General features: G+C 50.8%; 18 protein-coding genes and 1 other RNA gene. 3 read left to right on the top strand and 16 right to left on the bottom strand.

Annotation, left to right across the window (positions count from 1 at the left end):
• The first annotated feature begins 78 nt into the window (after positions 1-78).
• Positions 79-534, top strand: a complete 456-nt coding sequence (locus AC6R0S_RS13405) for a DUF721 domain-containing protein (protein WP_500638122.1) — start codon at positions 79-81, stop codon at positions 532-534.
• Positions 535-642: 108 nt separating this feature from the next.
• On the opposite strand, the gene lpxC is transcribed toward AC6R0S_RS13405, so the two are convergent.
• The 16 genes from lpxC to rsmI form a co-directional block, all read right to left on the bottom strand.
• Positions 643-1560 carry a UDP-3-O-acyl-N-acetylglucosamine deacetylase gene (gene lpxC, locus AC6R0S_RS13400; RefSeq protein ID WP_500638121.1) on the bottom strand — a complete coding sequence of 306 codons (918 nt, stop codon included), beginning with the start codon at positions 1558-1560 and terminating at the stop codon, positions 643-645.
• 99 nt (positions 1561-1659) lie between these two features.
• The gene (ftsZ, locus tag AC6R0S_RS13395) at positions 1660-2883 is read right to left on the bottom strand and encodes a cell division protein FtsZ (RefSeq protein WP_500626517.1); all 1224 of its coding nucleotides are present in this window, start codon (positions 2881-2883) and stop codon (positions 1660-1662) included.
• Positions 2884-2913: 30 nt separating this feature from the next.
• Positions 2914-4176, bottom strand: coding sequence for a cell division protein FtsA (gene ftsA / locus AC6R0S_RS13390; RefSeq protein WP_487901317.1), 1263 nt, complete (start codon positions 4174-4176; stop codon positions 2914-2916).
• Positions 4169-4951: a cell division protein FtsQ/DivIB gene (locus AC6R0S_RS13385; protein WP_500633943.1), complete on the bottom strand. Its 783-nt coding sequence runs from the start codon at positions 4949-4951 to the stop codon at positions 4169-4171. The genes ftsA and AC6R0S_RS13385 overlap by 8 nt, the downstream gene beginning before the upstream one ends.
• A gap of 179 nt (positions 4952-5130) precedes the next feature.
• Positions 5131-6591 (bottom strand): UDP-N-acetylmuramate--L-alanine ligase, encoded by a 1461-nt coding sequence (murC, locus tag AC6R0S_RS13380; RefSeq protein WP_334554346.1) that lies wholly within the window; start codon positions 6589-6591, stop codon positions 5131-5133.
• Between the two features lie 9 nt (positions 6592-6600).
• Positions 6601-7665: an undecaprenyldiphospho-muramoylpentapeptide beta-N-acetylglucosaminyltransferase gene (murG, locus tag AC6R0S_RS13375; protein WP_500633944.1), complete on the bottom strand. Its 1065-nt coding sequence runs from the start codon at positions 7663-7665 to the stop codon at positions 6601-6603.
• Positions 7652-8845, bottom strand: a complete 1194-nt coding sequence (gene ftsW / locus AC6R0S_RS13370; protein WP_500631762.1) for a cell division protein FtsW — start codon at positions 8843-8845, stop codon at positions 7652-7654. The genes murG and ftsW overlap by 14 nt, the downstream gene beginning before the upstream one ends.
• Before the next feature lie 13 nt (positions 8846-8858).
• On the bottom strand, positions 8859-10202 hold the full coding sequence (gene murD / locus AC6R0S_RS13365) for a UDP-N-acetylmuramoyl-L-alanine--D-glutamate ligase (protein ID WP_500631763.1): 1344 nt from the start codon (positions 10200-10202) through the stop codon (positions 8859-8861).
• 39 nt (positions 10203-10241) lie between these two features.
• Positions 10242-11324: a phospho-N-acetylmuramoyl-pentapeptide-transferase gene (gene mraY / locus AC6R0S_RS13360; protein WP_334554339.1), complete on the bottom strand. Its 1083-nt coding sequence runs from the start codon at positions 11322-11324 to the stop codon at positions 10242-10244.
• Complete coding sequence (locus tag AC6R0S_RS13355) at positions 11321-12679, bottom strand: UDP-N-acetylmuramoyl-tripeptide--D-alanyl-D-alanine ligase (protein ID WP_500638120.1); 1359 nt, start codon at positions 12677-12679, stop codon at positions 11321-11323. Before AC6R0S_RS13355 ends, mraY begins: the two co-directional genes overlap by 4 nt.
• Positions 12676-14154 (bottom strand): UDP-N-acetylmuramoyl-L-alanyl-D-glutamate--2,6-diaminopimelate ligase, encoded by a 1479-nt coding sequence (gene murE, locus AC6R0S_RS13350; RefSeq protein WP_500631766.1) that lies wholly within the window; start codon positions 14152-14154, stop codon positions 12676-12678. The genes AC6R0S_RS13355 and murE overlap by 4 nt, the downstream gene beginning before the upstream one ends.
• A 12-nt stretch (positions 14155-14166) precedes the next feature.
• On the bottom strand, positions 14167-15894 hold the full coding sequence (locus tag AC6R0S_RS13345; protein WP_500638119.1) for a penicillin-binding transpeptidase domain-containing protein: 1728 nt from the start codon (positions 15892-15894) through the stop codon (positions 14167-14169).
• Positions 15891-16208, bottom strand: a complete 318-nt coding sequence (gene ftsL / locus AC6R0S_RS13340; protein WP_500638118.1) for a cell division protein FtsL — start codon at positions 16206-16208, stop codon at positions 15891-15893. The genes AC6R0S_RS13345 and ftsL overlap by 4 nt, the downstream gene beginning before the upstream one ends.
• A 6-nt stretch (positions 16209-16214) precedes the next feature.
• A complete protein-coding gene (gene rsmH / locus AC6R0S_RS13335; protein ID WP_500631768.1) occupies positions 16215-17165 on the bottom strand; it encodes a 16S rRNA (cytosine(1402)-N(4))-methyltransferase RsmH in 951 nt (316 codons plus the stop codon).
• A gap of 183 nt (positions 17166-17348) precedes the next feature.
• Positions 17349-17752: RNase P RNA component class A (gene rnpB, locus AC6R0S_RS13330), an RNA gene on the bottom strand.
• A gap of 81 nt (positions 17753-17833) precedes the next feature.
• On the bottom strand, positions 17834-18694 hold the full coding sequence (gene rsmI, locus AC6R0S_RS13325; protein WP_334554327.1) for a 16S rRNA (cytidine(1402)-2'-O)-methyltransferase: 861 nt from the start codon (positions 18692-18694) through the stop codon (positions 17834-17836).
• Positions 18695-18757: 63 nt separating this feature from the next.
• Between rsmI and AC6R0S_RS13320 the strand changes: the two genes are divergently transcribed.
• Together AC6R0S_RS13320 and AC6R0S_RS13315 are read left to right on the top strand one after the other, a co-directional pair.
• Positions 18758-20572 carry a penicillin-binding protein activator gene (locus tag AC6R0S_RS13320; protein ID WP_500638117.1) on the top strand — a complete coding sequence of 605 codons (1815 nt, stop codon included), beginning with the start codon at positions 18758-18760 and terminating at the stop codon, positions 20570-20572.
• Positions 20514-20924: a YraN family protein gene (locus AC6R0S_RS13315; RefSeq protein WP_500633949.1), complete on the top strand. Its 411-nt coding sequence runs from the start codon at positions 20514-20516 to the stop codon at positions 20922-20924. The genes AC6R0S_RS13320 and AC6R0S_RS13315 overlap by 59 nt, the downstream gene beginning before the upstream one ends.

Genomic DNA, 20924 nt, shown 5'->3' with positions numbered 1-20924 from the left:
TTTATCCAATGCAATGCTACCTACTCGCACGAGCTTCGCTTAGAATGAAACAGACCGTCCAGCAATATAAGGCCCACTATGCGTGACCACCGCCCTACTTTAGGCGACGACATCATCGCTCAATCTCGCTTGTCGACACTGCAACAACACGCCGAAGAGATCATCTTGATCAACCGAGCACTGCAGGCTATTTTGCCTCGTGGTACGGAAAAGCATTGCCGGGTGGCAAACATCCGTGAAGGGCAATTAATCCTCGAGGTGGCTAGCGCAGGGATCAAGATGAAGATCGATCGTGATCGTCTGCATATTTTGAATCAATTACGATCTCACGGATTCGCTCGACTGATCGCTGTCAACGTACAAATCAATCCGGAGCTATATCGATCGAACACTGAGAAAAGCGAGCAGCCAGCGCCACAAAGGGATCCGATCTCTTCCACTGCCGCGAGCTATCTTGAAATGATCGCCTCAAACGCCTCGCCGAAAGTAAAGGCACGACTTGAAAGCTTGGCGAAATTAACCAAGAAATCGTAGAACGTCGCTACACTGATATTTGGCTGATATTGGTTAGGGCGATCAAAAAGGCCAGATCATTCGATCTGGCCTTTAAAATTTTTAGCCTGTTGGCTCAATACCCGCGCTCTATGCAAGCACCATATTAGGCTCTGCAAAAGCCACTGGTGCTGGTGTCTCTTCTTCAAAGGTCACCCACTCCCACGCTTCTTGGTCTGCGAGGACTGCACGAAGCAGTTGGTTATTGAGACCATGGCCCGATTTGTAAGCTCGGAATTCGCCAATGATAGGGTGACCACACATGTACAGATCGCCAATGGCATCAAGCACTTTGTGCGTCACAAACTCATTTTCAAAGCGAAGACCTTCTTCGTTCAGAATACGGTATTCATCCAATACGATGGCGTTGTCAAAACTGCCACCCAGCACCAAGTTTTGAGACTGGAGGTATTCGATATCACGCATGAATCCAAAGGTACGAGCTCGTGAAATCTCTTTCACAAAACCGTTGGTCGAGAAATCAAACACCAAGTGCTGCTCGTCGGCATCAATGGCCGGGTGATTGAACTCGATTTCGAAATCCATACGGAAGCCATTGAACGGAACAAACTCCGCCCACTTGTCTTCTTCTTCAAAACGGATAGGTTTCTTGATACGAATAAAACGTTTTGCGACATTTTGCTCTTCGATACCCGCTTGTTGAAGCAAGAATACGAATGGACTTGCGCTGCCATCCATAATTGGGATTTCTGGCGCATCGACTTCAACGATAACGTTATCGATACCCATACCCGCAAGGGCAGCATTCAAGTGTTCAACTGTTGAAATACGGACACCTGCGTCATTAACCAGAGCGGTACACAATTTGGTGTCGCGCACAGAGTCTGGGTTCGCAGGGAAGTCGACCGCTGGCTCTAAATCCGTGCGGCGATAAATGATACCAGTATTTGCAGCAGCTGGGCGTAGCGTGAGCGTGACTTTACGACCAGAGTGGAGACCCACACCAGTTGTTTTCACTATTTCTTTCAGAGTACGTTGTCTGATCATCTACCTTGCCTCAACAATATTGCCACAAAACGCGGTCAATCTTTAACATCGACCGCGAATCCTACCACATAATCGAACAGTGTCAAATTATGGATGCCATCAATCAGCTTGGCGACGTAGGAAAGCAGGAATATCTAAGTAGCCACTTTCTTTATCGGCTTTCGGTGCAGCAGCGCTTTGGCTTGCCCCACCGCCAACACCTGACGTCGTCGGCTGAGGTGAAACTTGTGGTTTCTCTTGCAAAGATGGTGCCGCTTTTTCTTCCACTTTGTTGACGCTCGCTTGAGGCGTCACCGTTTGTTGTGGTTGAGTTTGCGTAACCGGCTTCGCTTTGCCACCCGCAACCAGAGTAATGTCAGGCTTTTTCTCGTTACCGATACCTGTCGCTACAACGGTGACACGGATTTCATCAGCCATGTCTGGGTCGAGAGAAGTACCAATCACCACAGTTGCATTGTCAGAAGCGAACGCCTTAACTGTGTTACCCACAGTTTCGAACTCATCGAGGCGCATATCCAGACCCGCTGTGATGTTGACCAAGACGCCACGAGCGCCCGCAAGATCAATATCTTCAAGCAGTGGGCTAGAGATTGCCATCTCTGCCGCTTCTTCCGCACGGTCTTCACCTTTCGCGACACCACTGCCCATCATAGCGTGACCCATTTCCGACATCACAGTGCGAACATCCGCAAAGTCGACGTTAATCATGCCAGGGCGAGTGATAAGCTCAGCAATACCTTGTACCGCGTTTTTCAATACGTCATTTGCACTTGCAAATGCTTCGAGTAGTGTGATGCCTCGGCCAAGAACCTTGAGCAACTTCTCATTGGGAATCGTGATAAGCGAGTCCACATGCTTTGAGAGCTCTTCAATACCTTGCTCAGCAAACGCTAGGCGCTTTTTGCCTTCGAAGCTAAATGGCTTAGTGACTACAGCGACGGTCAATACGCCGAGTTCTTTTGCCACTTCTGCAATAACAGGTGCCGCACCGGTACCAGTACCACCGCCCATTCCGGCCGCGATAAATACCATATCGGCACCTGACAACTCTTCTTTAATTCTTTCTCTATCTTCAAGAGCAGCGTCACGTCCTACTTGCGGGTTTGCCCCTGCACCTAGACCTTTTGTCATGTCGCCACCAATTTGGATGACACTACTGACACTGGTTTTTCGAAGCGCCTGAGCATCAGTATTGATACTGATGAACTCAACACCTTCGATGGATTCACGCACCATGTGTTCGACAGCGTTACCGCCGCCGCCACCAACCCCAACGACTTTAATTACTGCATCGTCAGACATTTCCATCATCGGTTCAAACATGTGTTATCTCCGTTTTTCCTGCTGCTCAGGTTAAAACTCTTTTTGTATCCAATTACGCACTCGAGCAAAAAAACCGGTAACTGACTGGCGAGAAGGCTCGTTGTATTCCGTCTCATCATTTACCTGACTGTCGCGCGCGTAATGAAGTAAACCCACAGCCGTAGAATGATACGGCTCTTTGACATAATCCGTTAAGCCGCTCACCTCTAGTGGCTTGCCAACTCGTACTTGGTTGCGGAACACGCGCTCCGCACACTCAACCAAACCTTCAATTTGTGATGCGCCACCTGTGAGCACCACACCTGCGGCAAGATGGTGTTTAATCCCCTCTTCACGCAGTCTTTCTTGAACAGTATCGATCGTCTGGTTCACCAGACCCATTAACTCAGTATAACGAGGCTCTATCACTTCAGATAGAGTTTGACGTTGTAAACTTCGCGATGGACGCCCTCCAACGCTAGGAACGTTAACTGTGTCATCTTTGCTGACCAATTCACTCACTGCACAGCCATATTTGACTTTAATCTCTTCAGCATCGCTGACTGGCGTGCCAAATGCAAAGGCTATATCACTAGTCACCGCATTTCCTGCGTAAGAAAAGACCTCAGTGTGACGCAATGCGCCGCCGGTCCAAATGGCCACATCCATGGTGCCTGCACCAATATCAACCACACACACGCCAAGTTCACGCTCATCTTCTGTAATGACCGCATTACTTGACGCAAGGCCAGAGTAGACCAAATGCTCCACCGTTAAGCCGCAACGCTCAACCGCTTTAATAATGTTTCTCGCCATATCATTGTGGCAAGAAATGAGGTGCACGCTGACTTCCATGCGCACCCCTGACAGACCGAGTGGATTTTTGATTCCCTCTTGGTAGTCGATCGTAAACTCTTGTGGGATGACATGCAAAATACGCTGCTCATCGCCAATTTTAATAGACTTAGCGGTATGAATCGCACGATCCATGTCTTCTTGTGACACTTCTTCTTCGGAGATAGTGCCCATCCCCTTTTCGATACGGCTAGCAATATGGCGACCAGACAGCGAAATGTAGACGTTGCGAATTTGGCACTCAGCCATCAACTCCGCTTGGTCCACCGCGCGCTGAACCGATTTCACTACCGACTCTAGGTCGTTGACTCCGCCTTTATCCATACCACGCGACGGGCTAATCCCAGCGCCAATAATATTAATTTGACCATCAGGCAATACTTCGCCCACCAGAGCCGATACGGTTGCAGTGCCTATATCAAGACCAACAATAATGTTGTCATCAGCGGTCTTAGTCATCTGTACTCTCTTGTTCTAACTCTTGATCAGGGAACCATCCAACGGATGCTCCCGTGTCATACCTGAGGTCAATGTAGCTCACTCTTAACGTGTCGCTACCTAAATTCTGATACAGAGAAACAAATCGATTGATGCGTTCCTCTAACGACTCTTTACCCAATTCCAAACGAATGCCGTTATCTAGAATAATTTGCCACGCTCGGCGCTCGTTTTGCACCAAGGACGTAATCGACAAATTGAGCGCGGTAAATTTCGGGCTAATTCGACGCCACACGTCCAACACTTCTTGGCTGGTACCCTGTGGGCCGTAGAGCTTTACCCGCTCTTCTTCTAGTTGGCTGATGTCACCATTGAAGACGTCTCCCTGCTCATTCAGCAATGCGTTGCCATTCCAAATTGCCGCCGCTTGGTGCTCAGTAAGAAACACTTTGACGGTGTCTGGCCATTGCTTGCGTATTGAGGCGTGAGAGACCCAAGGGATCGCTTCAGCCATCGTCTGCAACACCTTGATATCTTGTGACATAAAGGTTCCGACATGATCCAAATGCGCAAAAGCACGTTGGACATCGAGGGCAGAGACGTAGTGCAATTCACCTTGCAAGACAATTTTAGAGAGTGGCAGACGCTGGTCATCCCACATCCATGAAATCGTTGAATAAAGAAGGGAGCCAATTAACAGCAAAACCACCAGTAAAAACCCACCGCCAACCGCGTGGTTTTTAACAAGTGGGGAAGAGGTTAGATGACGGCTTTCATTAAAAGCACTTTTAATCAAAGTCCATAGTCCTTGCTATTTGTTCGCAATTTTCCCTATCTTCTTTTGCAATAAGGCAAAAGCACTTATTTTAACTTTCGGATTATACTGGCGTCACTGAAAGTATCAAATACTGAAAGTGAGAAATCGCCGCTTAAAACACAGAAAGTGCATCAAACCACGATTTTTCACCCTTAAATCTACGCCTGACGCATCTTATCGATATTTAACTCAAAAGCCGCCAACTGTTTTGCCACTTTACCGACATCCCCAGCCCCTTGAGTAAGCACTAAGTCACCGTCTTGTAAGACATTCGCAAGAACGGAAGGTAACGTACTGCTGTCCGGGACAAAAATGGGATCAATACGGCCACGTGAACGAATCGTTCTGCACAATGATCGACCATCTGCACCAGCAATGGGCTTTTCACCTGCCGCATAGACATCCAGCATGATCAAGACATCCACTTGTTCCAGCACGTTGGCGAAATCATCGTAGAGGTCTCGCGTTCTGCTGTAACGGTGAGGCTGAAAGATCATCACTAAGCGCTTTTCTTGCCAACCGTTTCTCGCGGCTTGAATGGTCACATCCACTTCTGTCGGGTGGTGGCCATAATCATCAACCAGCATTGCATGTCCCTTGCCAGTTTCGAACTCACCTAGATGATCAAAGCGGCGGCCGGTTCCTTGAGTGCCTGCCATGGCGCGTAAAATCGCCTCATCGCTGACATCATCTTCCGTTGCCACGGCGATGGCCGCTGATGCATTGAGCGCATTATGGCGCCCCGGAATATTCAGGGTAATGTCTAGGTTAGCGCGATGTTTACGTACGACAGTAAACTTGCCCTGTTGGCCTTCTTGGCGATAGTTTTCAATGCGCACATCGGCATCTTCTGAAAAACCGTAAGTAATCACTTGGCGGCTCACTTTAGGAATCAGTTCACGCACGACCGGGTCATCGACACACAAAATCGCTTGGCCATAAAACGGCAGGTTGTGCAGGAAATCGATGAACGTTTGTTTGAGCGTTTCAAAATCGCCGCCATAGGTGTCCATATGATCCGCTTCAATATTGGTAACGATACTGACCATAGGCTGCAAATGGAGAAACGAAGCGTCGCTTTCGTCCGCTTCCGCAATCAAGATACGGCTAGAGCCCAGTCGCGCATTGGTTCCCGCGCTTTTGACCAAGCCACCGTTGACGAACGTCGGGTCTAAGCCTTCTTCAGAATAAATCTGCGTGACCAAGGCCGTTGTCGTGGTTTTACCATGTGTGCCCGCCACCGCAATACCGTGACGAAAACGCATCAGCTCAGCCAACATTTCTGCGCGGCGAACCACAGGGATACGGGCTTCGCGGGCAGCCTTAATTTCTGGGTTTTGCTCGTTGATGGCAGTAGAGACAACCACCACACTGGCGTTGGCGACGTTGTCTGCATGGTGACCGATATAAATCGTCGCCCCTTTTTGCGCGAGCCCCTGCGTAACCGGATTCTCTGCGATATCTGACCCCGTGATTTGGTAGCCTTCGTTGAGCAACACTTCTGCGATGCCACTCATACCCGCACCACCGATGCCGATAAAGTGAATGCATTTCACGCGGCGCATTTCTGGCACCATGGCACGAATCTGCGCCAAATCTTGTGTATGTTGAATTGTCATAATCGTTCTCTATTTCTGTGCCAGTTCGATGATCGCCGTTGCCACCACTGTATCAGCGTCCAGTTTGGCGGCCGCGCGTGCCTTCTCTGCCATAGAGAGAAGATCATCACGGCTCAGATGGCGAATACCTTCGGTCAATGACGCCACACTGAGCGCCGGCTGCTCAATCATTTTTGCGGCGCCGCATTCTACCAGATGATCCGCGTTCAACGCTTGTTGGCGATCTTTGTGCATAAAGGGAATAAAAATCGCCCCGACCCCCGCCGCTGACACTTCCGACACCGTCAACGCACCAGAGCGGCAGACCAGAAGATCGGCCCAAGCGTATGCCGCAGCAACATCATCGATGAATTCCACCACTTCAGCCTGCTCGACGTTTTGATCTTGATAGGCTTTTTTCACAGAATCCGCGTTATTTTTACCCGCTTGATGACGAACTTGATAACCACTTCCTAGGTTGGCCATCACCTCTGGTAAGGTTTGATTTAAAATCCTCGCACCTTGACTGCCACCCATAACCAAAATACGAATCTCATCGCTACGCTCACTCATGCGCACTGTTGGGCTTGGCAGTGAAATCACATCCTCACGCACGGGGTTCCCCACCACTTCTGCATGAGTAAATGCACCCGGAAACGCCTGAAACACCTTGCTCGCAATACGTGATAACCATTGATTGGTGAGACCTGCAACCGCATTTTGCTCGTGCAGTACTACTGGAATGCCCAACAGTTTCGCTGCCACGCCACCTGGGCCACTGACATAGCCGCCCATGCCCAATACCACATCCGGTTGCCAGCGTTTCATGTGCGCTTTGGCCTGAAAGATCGCATTGATGATTTGAAACGGCGCCGCGAGAAGTTTCGCTAACCCCTGTCCACGCAAGCCTTTGACTTTGATAAAGTCGATATCGATACCGTGTTTGGGTACCAACTCGGCTTCCATTCGATCCGCAGTTCCTAGCCAGCGAATTTCCCAACCTTGCTGCTGAAGTTTTTTGGCAACGGCTAAGCCAGGGAAAACATGACCGCCCGTACCACCGGCCATGACCATAAGTTTTTTAGTCTGAGTCATTATTCGATTTCTGTGTTGAGTCAGGCGCATCAACCCGGCATTCGAAGTCAATGCGAAGTAAGATAGAGACGGCCACCGCCATGATAATCAAGCTAGATCCGCCGTAACTGATAAGCGGCAAGGTGAGACCTTTGGTCGGCACCATACCGGCCGCCGCACCGACATTGACTAAGGTTTGAAACGCAAACCAAATGCCGATACCAAATGCCAGATAGCCGCCAAAAAGATGCTGGTTCTCAAACGCTTTTCTGCCAATAAAAATGGCTTTGATCACCAAGCTAAAAATCAGCATTAGCACGAGCACAACGCCAACAAAGCCCAACTCTTCCGCTAACACGGCAAACACAAAGTCCGTGTGCGCTTCAGGTAAGTATTCGAGCTTTTGAATTGAATTACCAAGGCCTTGACCAAACCACTCACCTCGGCCAAAAGCCATCAATGACTGCGTCAATTGGTAACCGCTGCCGAAAGGGTCTTCCCACGGGTCGAGAAACGAGGTGACGCGGCGCATGCGGTAAGGCTCGATCCAAATCAATCCGACTACCGCTGAAATGCCGACCACCATCAAGGCAAGAAACTGAGTCAGCTTGGCTCCGGCGATAAACAGCATGCCAAACAGCGTCACCAACATCACGATAACGGTGCCTAAATCGGGCTGAAGAAGCAGCAAACCGGCTAATGTTCCAAATACGATGATGGGCTTAATAAACCCACCAAAGAAGCTCGATTGAACCTCATCGCGTTTACGCACTAAGTATCCGGACATAAAAATAAACAGTGACAATTTCGCCACTTCGGCAGGCTGTAAGTTAAACAGTCCTAGCGGAATCCAACGTGAGGCGCCATTGACCGATTTTCCCGCCACCAGCACCACGCACAGCAAGAAAATAGACAACAGCAGCAACCAAGTACTGTAGTCGAGCCATTTGCGCATCGGGACTTGTAAAATAACCGCGGACGTTCCGAGCGCGAGGACAAGAAAAAGCGCATGGCGAAACATAAAGTGGAAAGGCTGGTCAGTAAGACGCGAACTGATAGGAAACGATGCGGATGTCACCATCACCAAACCTGTCAACATTAACCCAAGCGCAATCCAGACCAATTGTCGATCGTACAGTGAGTCTGGGCTGTCACTGGTGAGCCAATGTTGCACTCTGTGGATGGCACTGGAAATCGGCATATCGTCCTTGCTGTTATGCGTAGGTGAGAGCAAGCTCGCGGAATGCATCACCGCGCGCCATAAAGTTGTTGAACTGATCAAAGCTCGCACAAGCCGGTGAAAGCATCACCATGTCACCCTCGCTGAGCTGAGGGGCAACCCACTCAATCACATCACTCATACGGTCAAATCGTTTGGCACTAGGATGCAAGGGCATAAACGCCTCACCATCCACGCCAAAGCAGCAAAGCTGCACGTTGAGCTTCGACAGTGGCGATACCAATTCGGAAAAATCTGCCCCTTTACCGACACCGCCGACAAGTAGGTAGAGTCGTCCTGTCAAGGATAGTCCAGATAGCGCCGCCAACGTACTGGCAACATTGGTCGCTTTAGAATCATTGACCCACTTAACGCCGCGTTTGTCAGCCACCACTTGGCAACGATGTGTTAAACCTTGATAAGCCTTGATAGCCGGTAAGGCTCCCTGGAGCTCTATACCCGCTTGATTCAGCAGCGCCAGTACCACCATCACATTCGCAACATTGTGCTGGCCCACCAGAGCAAGCTCATCGGTCGCTAAAATAGGGCTATCTTGAAACACAATCCAGTCACGACCTTGAGATTGGCGTAAATGGTAATCAGCCTCTTGCTTGAGCGAGAACGTCACGAGCGCGCAAGTGTTGTGTTCTGGGTAGGTTTGCTTGTCGTCTGCATTCACAACCCCTTTGATAGCATGGTCGAAAATGCGTAGCTTGGCCGCACGATACGCCGCCATTCCAGAGTAGCGGTCCATATGGTCTTCACTCAGATTGAGAAAAGCCGCGGCCACTAGATGCAAAGAAGAGGTTGTCTCTAATTGAAAGCTCGACAGTTCAAGAACGTAAAGATCCGCCTCTTGCTTTAGCAGATCCAGCGCGGGAACGCCGATATTTCCACCCACGGCGGTCTTGACGCCCGCAGCGTTCGCCGCTACACCGGTCAGATCCGTGACGGTACTTTTGCCATTCGAGCCAGTAATCGCGATCACCGGTTTGCTGACATGCCAAGCAAATAGCTCAATGTCGCCCACGACCGGCGTGCCTTTAGCAATCACTTGCTGAATCTCAGCCGTCGCCAACGCAATACCCGGGTTGACCACGACCAAGTCTGCACGCTCTAGCCATTGCGTTTGCCATCCACCACTGTGCAATGCAACATCACTCGGCAGCGACTCTTGACCTGGCGGGCACTGGCGCGTATCGATCACCTTAATGTCGAGCGCATTCGGTAAACGCTTAAGGTAATTCACCACCGACAAACCGGTGATACCCAAGCCAACCACGACGACGTGGTGAATCGACTCCCATCGAGAGGGGTTGGCATGAATAGACTCGCGCATGGCCATTCCTTTTATCCTATTGGCGAAACAAAACGGGGATTAGCGAACTTTCAGCGTCGCCAGTCCAATCAAAACAAGTACGATAGAGATGATCCAAAAACGAACGATAACCCGAGGTTCCGGCCAGCCTTTTAACTCGTAGTGATGGTGAATCGGCGCCATACGGAAAATTCGCTGCCCACGCAATTTGTATGAGCCCACTTGAAGGATCACCGATAAGGTCTCCATCACAAACACGCCGCCCATGATCACCAATACAAACTCTTGACGCACCAACACCGCAATCGTACCAAGCGCACCGCCAAGAGCCAGTGAACCGACATCGCCCATAAAGACTTGTGCAGGGTAGGTGTTAAACCATAAAAAGCCTAGCCCCGCTCCCACGATCGCCGTACACACGACGACTAACTCTGATGCGTGAGGCACGTATGGAATGTGCAGGTAATTGGCGAAATTAACGTTACCAGTAGCCCAGGCAATGGCGGCAAAACCTGCAGCGACCAGCACCGTTGGCATGATCGCCAACCCATCCAAACCGTCGGTTAAATTGACCGCGTTGCTGGTGCCGACAATCACAAAATAAGTCAGCACGATATAGAACAGACCTAACTGCGGCATAATGTCTTTGAAAAAGGGCACCACCAGTTGTGTCGCCGCGGTATCTTTACCGTGAGCATAAAGTGCAAACGCCACCACTAATGCGATCGCGGATTGCCAGAAATACTTCCAACGCGCGATCAAGCCATCGGTGTTTTTGCGCACAACTTTGCGATAGTCATCGACAAACCCGACGGCGCCGTAGCCCGCAAGTACGGCGAGCACAGCCCAAACATATGGGTTAGCCAGATCCGCCCAAAGCAGAACCGTTGTCATGATCGCTGTTAAGATCATCACACCGCCCATGGTTGGCGTGCCACGCTTACTAAAGTGTGACTCTGGCCCTTCGTTACGTACCACCTGACCAATTTGCAACATCTGCAAACGGCGAATCATACGAGGCCCCATCCACAAAGAGATCGCTAAGGCCGTCAATACACTGACAATGGCTCGGAACGACAAATATTCGAACAGGCGAAAAAATGAAAAGTATGGCTGTAGCAGCTCCGCAAGCCAAATAATCATGCAAACATCTCCTTCACAGCAGCCGCGACTTTAAACATACCGGCGCTATTGGCACCTTTGACCAGCAAAGTTTGTGGCCCTTGGTGCGTCTTTATCTGCTGCTTAATATAATCAATCATGCTCTCATGAGAGCAAAAATGTGTCCCCTGGCAAACCTGGCTGATAACCTCTGCGTCATCACCATAGGTCAACACATAAGGGAAGTTAAAGGGGGCAGCATGTTCACCGACTTGACGATGAAGTGCAAGGCTTTCGTCACCAAGCTCTGCCATATTCCCCAAAATTAGCCAGCGCGTCCCATCAAAACTCGACAAGAGATCCACCGCCGCTTTCATGGCGGGGACGCTGGCGTTGTAGCTGTCATCGATAAGACGAATCTCATCGGTCAATGCGACGGTTTCGACGCGCCCTTTCACTTTGGCAAGACTTTCTAGCCCTTTGACAATCATCTCATCGCTGGCACCTAACTCTTTCGCCAGAGCCGCCGCAGCCAGTGCGTTGGCAACATTGTGCTGACCAATAATACCGAGTTTGACGCTCAGCTCACTACTTGGAGTGCGCAAAATAAAACTTGCCTCACCCAACGCGTTTAACACCACGTGAGTAGCAAAGTAATCTGCGCTTGCATCGGTCATAGAAAAGGTTTTGACCTGTTTATCGGCCAAGACACCACTCCAATGCTCACCACCATGACTATCGAGATTGACGATCGCCACTGAGCCAGACGCAAGCCCTTGGTAGATCTCTCCTTTTGCTTGCTTCACGCCCTCAATCGAACCAAAGCCTTCTAAATGCGCCGCCGCAACGTTGTTCACGAGGGCAACATCGGGTTTGACCAAGGCGGTCGTATAGGCGATTTCACCAATGTGGTTGGCGCCGAGTTCAATCACGGCATAATCATCTTCCGGCGTCGAACGGAGCAAGGTCAACGGCACACCTATATCGTTGTTGAAGTTACCCGCAGTAAACAGCACTTGTCCTTGAAGACTCATGATGCTAGCGACCATCTCTTTCACCGTGGTTTTACCGCAGCTTCCTGTGATCGCCACCGTCGGGGTTCGGCATAACTGATGAACGAAGGCGCCTAACTGCCCTAGCGCCACTTTGGAGTCTTTGACCAATAGCTGAGGGATATCAAGCGGCAAAACGCGACTGACCAACAGCGCCGCCGCGCCGGAATCAACGGCTTTGGCCGCAAAATCGTGCGCATCAAAACGCTCACCGACCAAGGCAACAAACAGCGCGCCCGTTTCGATGGCACGCGTGTCAGTTGACACACTCTCGATCGCCACATCTTGGCCAATCAACTCCGCCGACAGTGGCTCGACTAATTGAGATAACATCATAGTGATCATAAAGGAGACTCCAATAGCTCTGCCGCCGACTCACGATCAGAGTAGTGCACGGTTTTATCTGCCAAAACTTGATAATCTTCATGGCCTTTGCCTGCAAGCAAGATAATGTCTTGCGCTTGGCTGTTAGCTAGCGCGTAACGCAAGGCTTGATAGCGATCATGCTCGACAATCGCCAAGTTTGGCTTCGCCATGCCATCCAGCATATCTTGCACGATGGTCTTAGGATCCTCGCTGCGCGGGTTATCATCGGCCAAAATAACCTGATCAGCCAGTTGTTCACCAATCGAAGCCATCATTGGACGCTTACCCGTATCCCGATCGCCACCGCAACCGAAAATCGCCCACAGTTTGCCGTGACAATGAACGCGCAGCGCTTGCAACGCTTTTTCTAATGCGTCTGGCGTGTGCGCATAATCGACCACCACTTTTGCTTTCCCGGGTGAAGCGAACAGCTCCATACGTCCAATGACGGGCTCTAGTTGAGGCGCTGTCGCCATCAAGGCCGATTTATCAAAACCCAACTCAAGCAGCGTTGTCATCGCCACAAGCACATTACTGGCATTGAACTGGCCGATGAGGGGTACCTGAAGCTCACCTTGGCCATAGAGACCATCAAAGTGCAGCTCGATACCCTGTTCTGAATACAATACATGATGAGCAAACACGGCACGTTTGTGGGTCGTTGGAGAGAGAGAAACCGCCGTCACGTGATCAAGCTCAGTCAGCCACTGGGCACCGACGGCGTCATCGGCATTGATGATCGCGTGCTGGCAGGCATGATCAGTAAAGAGCATTTGCTTAGCACGAGCGTATTCATCCATCGTGCCGTGGTAATCGAGGTGATCACGACTTAGGTTGGTAAACACGCCCGCTGCAAACGGAAGCGCTTTCACCCGGCCTTGAACCAAACCATGAGAGGAGATTTCCATCGCAGTGTAGTGTGCACCTCGCTGCTGAAGCTGAGACAGCATCTGACAAATCGTCACGGCACTGCCTGTGGTATTGACCGCAGGCTGCAAGTTCTCGAGAAAACCATTACCCGCAGTGCCGAGAACCGCCGCGCGCTGCCCTAGCAGCTCTAACCATTGAGCGATGAGCTGCGTCACTGTGGTTTTACCGTTCGTACCGGTGACGCCAATCAGATGATTCCCTGCGACTGGATATAGGGAGAGCGCCAACTGAGATAAACGCTGATCAAGTGCATCGACATACACCACAGGCACCGACTGAATGTATTCCACCAAACCATGCGGAGCACGCGAACACGCCTGTGCAATAACGGCATTGGCCCCTTGAGCAATCGCGGCCGGAATAAACCTCCTCGCATCCAAAGCGTGACCTTGGATGGCAACAAAGGTCGATCCTTTGGTTACTTGGCGACTGTCGAGCTCAAGTTGGCGAACAGGTATCGCGAGCTCATCGCCCAACTCAAGCCAAGGTCGTAATAATTGCGTTAATGTGAGTGTTGTTGGCATTGGCTCTCTCACTTACTCATTTTTAAATCGGTTTTCATCAGGGGCAACATTAAGCAGTTGCAGTGTCCCTTTAAGAATTTCAGCAAACACGGGACCCGCGACCGAGCCTCCGTAGTAGTTATCACCTTGAGGCTCATTGATCACCACTACCAGCGCCACTCGCGGTTTGCTGGCCGGCGCTACCCCCGCGGTATAGGCGAAGTATTCATCTCCGTATCCCCCCGCGATCGCTTTGCGTGATGTGCCGGTTTTCGCCGCAACTCGATAGCCCGGCACTGCCGCTTTGGTTGCAGTGCCGCCCGGCTGTGTGACAGTTTCTAGCATTCTCAACACCATTTTCGCGTGCTCGCTGTCAATGACCTGACGTGAAAAATCTTGTTGGTTGTTCTCTATGATGTGCACGGGCTGATAGACGCCGAAGTTGCCCAAGGTGGAATACGCATGCGCCAGTTGGAGCGGGGTAATGGTCAAGCCATACCCGAATGATAAGGTCGCAATTTCAAACTTCGACCAGCGACGGCGATTGGGGAAGATACCGGAGGTTTCACCGACCAAGTTTAATCCCGAAGGTTGACCAAATCCGACCGAACTGTACATACCAAGCAGAGCCTCAAGCGGCATATCGAGTGCCAGTTTGGTCACGCCGATGTTACTCGATTTCTGCAAGATGGTCGTCAGATCGGCTTTGCCCACTTTCGACGTATCTCTAACCTTGCTGCCACCAATTTCAAACACGCCATTGCCGGTATCGATGACCGTATTGGCATCGGCGCTGCCATTGTCGAGTGCCGCTAATACCACAAAGGGTTTCACGGTTGAGCCCGGCTCAAACGCGTCGGTGATCACACGGTTGCGCATTTTCGCTGATTGAAGGTCACTACGATTGTTGGGGTTGTAGGACGGCGCATTCACCATCGCCAACACCGCGCCCGTTTGTACATCAAGCACCACAGCCGATCCTGACGTTGCACGGTGATCGGCGACCGACTGCTTAATCGCTCGATACGCAATCGCTTGAATTCGCTGATCGATGGTCAGCTCAAGCGGTTTGCCCTCTTCACGCTCTTCGAGTGAGATATTTTCAACGACTCGGCCATAACGGTCTTTACGAATGATCTGTTTACCCGCTTCTCCGGTGAGCCATTTATCATAACTGCGCTCAACCCCTTCGAGGCCGTGACCATCAATTCCCGTCACACCCACTAAGTGTGCACTGACTTCGCCTGCGGGGTAATAGCGACGTGATTCCGCTTTTAATCCTACGCCAGACAGCTTCAGCTCTCGCACGTAATTGGCCATAGCTGGGCTAACTTGCCGTTGCAAATAGACAAAGCGTCTTGAGCGGTTACGATTGATTTTGTCGATCAGCTCCTCGCGCTTAAGGCCCAATACATCGGCCAACGCGTGCCAACGATCAATATCGCTCAGGCCACCATGTTTGAAAATATTAACAGGGTCGGCCCATACAGCCTCAACGGGCACGCTGACCGCAAGTGGCTCACCATTACGATCGGAAATAATGCCGCGCGCCGAGTGCAAGGTTTTCGCGCGCACTGAGCGAAGATCGCCCTGTTTGATCAAGTTGCCCGGCTCAACCACCTGAATAAACGCAATACGAGCAACGAGAGCCATAAAAATGCAGAACACAATAAAGATCACCAAATAAAAGCGCCAGCGAATCAGGCTCGCCGGAGTGTCCTTTTCTTGCGGTTTGATGGGTTCGACGTTCTTTTTGCTCATGGGAGTGTAATGATGACTTCTTTGTCTGAATCGGGGCGCTTCATCTCGAGCTCTTTGATCGCCACATCTTGGACTCGGCTGTGCTCAGCCAGAGCCGTCTCTTCCAAGATTAAGTTGCGCCACTCGTTATCAAGGCGCTCTCGCTCACCAAGAGCACTATCTTTCTCAGAGACCGCCTGTCTCGTGTGATGGGTAGTAAAGACCACCGCCATAGCGCTGGAAAAAATCAACATCAATAAAAGCAGCGGCACTCGACCTACGGTCAGTAGATCGAGTGCGATAATTTTAGCGAGGTTCCCTTTTGCCTGACTCATAGGAGGTTACAGCTTCTCGGCAATCCTTAACACCGAGCTGCGCGAGCGCGCATTGAGCTCAATTTCTTGTTGGGTCGGTTTAATCGCCTTACCCACCGCTTTGAGGTTGGCACTACCAAGCGCACGAATCTGCGCTTCAGTCATTGGGATGCCATGTGGCACCTCTGGGCCTTTGCTCTCTTTGCGGATAAAACGTTTCACCATACGATCTTCAAGGGAATGGAAGCTGATCACTGACAGTCGTCCCTGCGGCGCAAGAATGCTCGCGGCGCCCTTGAGTGCGGTGTCGATCTCTTCAAGCTCACTGTTGATGTAGATTCGAAAGGCTTGGAAGGCGCGCGTCGCTGGGTGTTTTTTCTCTTTGAAGCTTTTCGGAGCCGCGTCGGAAATCAGCTTCGCCAGCTGACCGGTGCGCACCAAGGGCTCGTTCTCTTCGTTTTCACGATAGGCAACAATGGCTTTGGCAATTCGGCGAGCATGCTTATCTTCGCCAAACTCACGAATTACCCAAGTAACATCATCAAGGTCTGCTTGTGCGAGCCATTGAGAGACCGGCATGCCGGAAGTGGGGTCCATACGCATATCGAGGGGGCCATCTTTCATAAAGCTGAAGCCGCGTTCTGCGTCGTCAAGCTGTGGCGATGACACGCCAAGATCAAGCAGCACGCCATCCACCTTACCCACGAGATCATACTGTTTCGCGTATTCAGCCATGCCTGAAAATGGACCATGGATGATGGTAAATCGCGGATCATCAATCTTGTTGGCTTCTGCAATCGCTTGTGGATCACGGTCAATACTATAAAGGCGTCCGTTTTCACCAAGCTGAGATAAAATCGTACGGCTATGACCACCTCGTCCAAATGTGCCATCGATATAGACGCCATCAGGTTTAATGGCCAATCCATCAATCGATTCATGAAGTAAGACGGATATGTGTTTAAATGCTTCGGTCATAGTTATCTCGGTTTGCTCTCGCATTCACGCGCTAAGGGTTCCAGTGTACTGATTTAACGCTCATTCGCCACCTTTAGACACAAGGAAGGCGTGATTTTGCGCTAAGTTTATTGCTTACAAAATAAATTTCGTCAGCGTAAAGCAAAAAACCCATCATAACCTAAGTTACGATGGGTCTTAAAAAGGTGGAGCCGACATATAAGCCGGGTTCTGTACCGTTTGCACGGTGGTAGCCATTCGTCTAGGCCAGCAATCACTCACTGGCTCGAGCAACCTACCCGCCCCCTTACGCGAGCAACGCAATGTGGAGGCCTATTTGGTCTTGCTCCGGGTGGAGTTTACCTTGCTACGAACTGTTGCCAGTCGCACGGTGCGCTCTTACCGCACCCTTTCACCCTTACCTGTGCTCATTCCGAAGAAATTGAGCCATCGGCGGTCTTCTCTCTGCTGCACTTGTCGTAGGCTTGCGCCCCCCAGGCGTTACCTGGCACCCTGCTCTATGGAGCCCGGACTTTCCTCCCCTTCATCAGTCTCCCCCACACAAGGTAAGGGGACATCAATAAAGCAGCGGCTACCGAGTCGACTCCGGTGGCGGATTGTATAGAGAAGCCATCAGCCTGTCTAGGGGAATGTGTGTGAGCGCCTAAATAACCAACAACTTGACTAGATTAGAGATGTTCCAGCCCCCACTTATAGAGTGCATTTTTTTTCAGGTTGTAGATCTCAGCCGCCAGCGCTGCGGCCTTTTTTAACGGCAGTTCTTGGGTCAAAATAGCCAATGTTCGAGTAGCTTCATCCGGCAGGCCATCATCACTGTCGGCGCGATAACCGTGAATTAATAGCGCCATTTCGCCTTTTTGTTGGTTTTCATCACTGCGCACCCAATCAACGAGCTCACCCAGCGGCATGCCTTGAATGGTTTCGAACGTTTTCGTCAGTTCTCGCGCTAACACCACTTCACGCTCAGGGCCTAAGATCTCCAGCATGTCAGCAAGAGAGTCAAGAATGCGGTGTGGCGACTCGTAAAAAATACAGGTTCGCTCTGCCTTTGCGATCTCTAAGAACTTGTCTTTACGACCTTTGCTTTTGGCAGGCAGAAATCCCTCAAAACTGAAACGGTCAGAGGGGAGACCGGAGGCGCTTAATGCTGTGACCACCGCACATGCTCCAGGCAAAGGCACAACTTTGACGCCCGCTTGACGACATTGAGTGACCAAATGGTAACCTGGGTCACTGATCAGTGGCGTTCCTGCATCCGAGACCAGCGCAATGGAGTGCCCAGCTAACAATTTATCAACTAACACTTGCGCTTTTTGCTGTTCATTATGATCATGGAGGGCGAAAGTTCGAGTTGGGATATTGAAGTGAGACAGCAGCTTACCCGTGTGACGGGTATCTTCTGCAGCAATCAAATCCACCGATGACAACACCTCTATCGCTCGCTGAGTAATGTCGCCCAGATTACCGATCGGGGTGGGTACAATGTAGAGGGTTGGCACCTCTGTCGGTAAGGTTTTGCTATCTGTCATTTGTTTACCATCACTTCAACGATTAATATAGACACAATTTTATACGGAATTACGAAAGAACTCATGGCTAACAATCACCATAAGCGCCCAAGTGTAACACGCTTACTTACTCCTGTAGCACTCGCTATTACATTGGCTGCGTGTTCCTCATCGCCGAAAACGCCGCAGTCTGTCGATATTTTACTCGATCCCTCTCAACCGGTAGAAACCTACCTAATGCGGGCAGACAGCACGACCGGCAGTTTGCAAGTGGATTGGTTGATCATGGCACTGAAAGCCTCCGTTGAGGCCGGTGACGTGGTGCAGTCAGAGTTACTGATTAAGCGCCTTGCGAGACAAAGCCTCACGCCACAGCAGCAAGCAGAGTGGCAATTGACTCGTGCCGACTTGCTCATCAGTCAAGGTCAGCACAGCGATGCCTTGTCTCAGCTGAATTTTCCAGTGTCTTGGTCACTGCCTCGTCAGCAGTGGCAAGAGTACTATCAAAAACGCGCCGCGCTGCAGAGCAAGCAAGGTCTCTACCTTGACGCGTCGCGATCCTTAATTGCCCAAAGCGAACTACTCAATGCCTCAGAGCAAGCCTCTATCGCCGATGGCGTCTGGCAGAACCTGTCGCAGTACTCGCTGTCTGAGCTTGCCAAACTGCGTGTGGCACCGAATGAAACCGTGCTGACAGGTTGGCTAGAATTGGCCAATGACAGTAAAGCGTTTGCCAGCAACATTCCGCAATTAAAATCGCGCTTGGAACGTTGGATGGCGAGCAATCCTGACCATCCAGCCGCGCTGTATACACCCCAAGCCCTCAGCGACATTCTGGCACTCGATATTACAAAACCCGTGAACACTGCGCTGCTGCTGCCTCTTTCTGGCAAGTTTGCTAAACAAGCGCAACTGATTCGCGATGGGTTTATTTTCAATATGATGAATGATGATGCGCGTGATGAGAACGCGACCCTGACCGTCATTGATACCAATACACTGGATATGGCGAACTTAGACGCGACGCTAATCGAAAAGAACATCGACTTTATCGTTGGTCCGCTATTGAAAGAGAACATCGAAGCGCTGCAAGAAGCACAACAAGCCAGTGCCCACTCACTGCCGATGTTGGCTCTCAATATTCCGGATGAAACCAACTTTGGTCACAACACCTGCTACTTAGCGCTTTCTCCTGAACAGGAGGTGGCACAAGCGGCGAAGCACTTGTTTGAACAAGGCGCTCGCTACCCACTCATCCTTGCGCCGCAAGGTCGTTTGGGCGAGCGCGTCGTCGAGTCCTTCGAACAAGAGTGGGATAAATACAGTGAGAATAAAGTGGCAGTGAGTCTCTTCGGTGACAAGCGCCAGTTGCAAAAGAACATCAACACCATTTTTGGTTTGCAAGAGAGCCAGCAAAACATCGCGCAAATGGAATCACTGTTGAATATCCCACTTGAAACACAGCCACGCAGCCGTCGAGATGTGGATGCGGTGTACATCGTGGCGACCAGTGCCGAAATTACCCTGATCAAACCCTTCATCGAAGTGGCGATCAACCCAGACACGACGCCTCCTGCACTCTACTCTAACTCTCGCAGTAACAGCGGCCAACGTCAGTACGAGGATTTGACGGGCGTCAGCTACAGTGATATTCCACTCCTTATCCACCCTGATGTCCACCTGAAGCAGCAGATGGACAGTCTGTGGGCCAACAGCTCACACGCGGAGAAACGACTTCAAGCGATGGGGATGGACGCCTACACCCTGATGGAAGTGCTGCCACAAATGAAAGTGATCGAAGGCTACTCAGTCGAAGGACAAACAGGAATTCTGAGTATCGATGAGCACTGTGTCGTACAACGTGAAATCAGCTGGGCTCAACTCGGTAGTGCGCAATAAACGCGCGCACGGCGAACACTATGAACGCCTGGCTGAGCAGCACCTGCTGAGTCAGGGGTTAGTCCCGCTTGAACGCAATTTTACTGCGAAAAGCGGCGAGTTAGATCTGATCATGCGCGATGGCGACGCCATCGTATTTGTTGAAGTTCGTTACCGAAAGAGCACTTCGTTTGGTCATGCGGCTGAAACCGTGACCTACAGTAAAATGCAAAAACTCGTGCGAGCCGCCAATGTGTGGCTCCTCAAGCATGGCCTTTCGGTGCACGATACCCATTTTCGATTTGACCTAGTGGCGATTCATGAGCAAGGTAGCCAAATCGAATGGATAAAAAACGCAATCACTCAAGGATAA

The organism is Vibrio sp. R15-SG3-ISO1B, assembly GCF_059833835.1.
Note: the sequence above shows the minus strand (reverse complement) of the source record. Positions and strands in the feature narration are given on the sequence as shown.

Excerpts from the sequence above, each read along its gene's own strand:
- murD (WP_500631763.1), bottom strand. The coding sequence starts at position 10,202 with ATGCGCGAGTCTATTCATGCCAACCCCTCTCGATGGGAGTCGATTCAC.
- murC (WP_334554346.1), bottom strand. The coding sequence starts at position 6,591 with ATGACAATTCAACATACACAAGATTTGGCGCAGATTCGTGCCATGGTG.
- AC6R0S_RS13320 (WP_500638117.1), top strand. The coding sequence starts at position 18,758 with ATGGCTAACAATCACCATAAGCGCCCAAGTGTAACACGCTTACTTACT.
- rsmH (WP_500631768.1), bottom strand. The coding sequence starts at position 17,165 with ATGACCGAAGCATTTAAACACATATCCGTCTTACTTCATGAATCGATT.
- ftsA (WP_487901317.1), bottom strand. The coding sequence starts at position 4,176 with ATGACTAAGACCGCTGATGACAACATTATTGTTGGTCTTGATATAGGC.
- rsmI (WP_334554327.1), bottom strand. The coding sequence starts at position 18,694 with ATGACAGATAGCAAAACCTTACCGACAGAGGTGCCAACCCTCTACATT.
- AC6R0S_RS13345 (WP_500638119.1), bottom strand. The coding sequence starts at position 15,894 with ATGAGCAAAAAGAACGTCGAACCCATCAAACCGCAAGAAAAGGACACT.
- murG (WP_500633944.1), bottom strand. The coding sequence starts at position 7,665 with ATGACTCAGACTAAAAAACTTATGGTCATGGCCGGTGGTACGGGCGGT.
- ftsW (WP_500631762.1), bottom strand. The coding sequence starts at position 8,845 with ATGCCGATTTCCAGTGCCATCCACAGAGTGCAACATTGGCTCACCAGT.
- AC6R0S_RS13405 (WP_500638122.1), top strand. The coding sequence starts at position 79 with ATGCGTGACCACCGCCCTACTTTAGGCGACGACATCATCGCTCAATCT.
- AC6R0S_RS13315 (WP_500633949.1), top strand. The coding sequence starts at position 20,514 with ATGAGCACTGTGTCGTACAACGTGAAATCAGCTGGGCTCAACTCGGTA.
- murE (WP_500631766.1), bottom strand. The coding sequence starts at position 14,154 with ATGCCAACAACACTCACATTAACGCAATTATTACGACCTTGGCTTGAG.
- ftsL (WP_500638118.1), bottom strand. The coding sequence starts at position 16,208 with ATGAGTCAGGCAAAAGGGAACCTCGCTAAAATTATCGCACTCGATCTA.
- ftsZ (WP_500626517.1), bottom strand. The coding sequence starts at position 2,883 with ATGTTTGAACCGATGATGGAAATGTCTGACGATGCAGTAATTAAAGTC.
- AC6R0S_RS13355 (WP_500638120.1), bottom strand. The coding sequence starts at position 12,679 with ATGATCACTATGATGTTATCTCAATTAGTCGAGCCACTGTCGGCGGAG.
- lpxC (WP_500638121.1), bottom strand. The coding sequence starts at position 1,560 with ATGATCAGACAACGTACTCTGAAAGAAATAGTGAAAACAACTGGTGTG.
- mraY (WP_334554339.1), bottom strand. The coding sequence starts at position 11,324 with ATGATTATTTGGCTTGCGGAGCTGCTACAGCCATACTTTTCATTTTTT.